Origin of the sequence: Turicibacter sp. T129 (assembly GCF_025594975.1) — a bacterium.
Classification (GTDB): Bacteria; Bacillota_I; Bacilli_A; order MOL361; family Turicibacteraceae; genus Turicibacter; species Turicibacter bilis.
The window spans coordinates 1-1,235 of the sequence record NZ_JAMQUU010000118.1; the positions used below are offsets into that span (position 1 = coordinate 1).

A 1,235-nucleotide genomic window follows, 5' to 3' on the forward strand; every position below is an offset into this window, starting at 1 on the left:
ATCCCAATTTTCATCCGGATTATTATCTTTAAAATAATCCTCTATATAATCAATATATATAGAAACAGATAAGTTTTTCACATTTTTTCGCAGAGTCTTTGGATCACTTTTGAAGGTCTTTCATTGATATGTTGAATAAATCCTTGAACAGCGTTTCTAATCTCATTTATATTTTTATAAAAGACATTATGAATCACAGATTGTTTTAACCATTTCCATAATCCTTCAATTAAGTTTAATTCAGGACTATAAGGTGGTAAAAAGACTAACCTTAATCTATTTTTGTGTTCGTTTAAAAAAGGTTGTATGACTTTAGCGTGATGAATTCTTGCATTATCTAAAATCAAAACAATCTTTCCACTTGGATATTCCTTTAAAACATTGTTTAAGAATTTAAGAAAAATCTCAGCTGTGTAACGTTCTTCTTCTTGAACATAAACGTGACCTGTCTCATAGTTAAGGATTCCTATTAATTTGACACTTTTATTATTTCCGTAAGTAGGAATGATCCGTTGTTTTCCTTTGGGAAACCAATTATTGACTAATGATTGATAATCTCTAATGGAACTTTCATCTTGAAACAATAAATGATCAATCTCTCCACGAATCAAAATTTTTTAATTGTTCAAATTCCTGTCTAAATCCCTCTTGTTTTTCTTGACTAGCTCTCGCTAATGAGTAAGTCGGACGTGTGTAGCTAAAACCTAAGCGTAACAACATGTCACGCATTCCTCCTTTAGTAAATGAGATATCAAATTCTCTTTTTACCCAAAGACATAGAAGCTTACAATTCCAAGTCATATAAGGTTCTAGCCCAACACTTGAAGGTGTTTTCTCAACTATTGTTTCAATTAAAGAAGCTTCCTGTGAAGGTGAAAGTTTCTTCGGACAGCCTGATTTTGGGCGTGGGTTTAATCCCTCAAGTCCATACTTTTTATAATTTCTAACATGTGTTCCGATGGTCTGAGCAGTGAAGGGAACCATCTTAGCGATTTCTACATTTTTGTATCCTTGTAAGTGTAAATAGATCACTTGATAACGAGTATAAAGTTGTTTAGATGATGTTTCACGCATCGCTGTTTCAATTGATTTTAATTCTGTCTGATTCATAGTTGCCCCAATTTCTATTTTAAAATGTATGTTTAATCCCTACTATTTTAACATAGATTTTGACGAATTTTGACCACGAATGTTTGAATTTAAAACTATGAAATACATTTCTGTTTATATATATA

The 1,235-nt window shown here is 31.3% G+C and carries 1 protein-coding gene; it reads right to left on the minus strand.

Going from position 1 to position 1,235, the window contains the following annotated elements; translation table 11 throughout:
* Positions 1–77: 77 nt before the first annotated feature.
* A protein-coding gene (locus NEH75_RS13280) for an IS630 family transposase (RefSeq protein WP_262949018.1) occupies positions 78–1,110 on the minus strand; the annotation gives its coding sequence in 2 pieces (ribosomal slippage) (positions 78–611 and positions 613–1,110; 1,032 coding nt in all).
* Positions 1,111–1,235 lie beyond the last annotated feature (125 nt).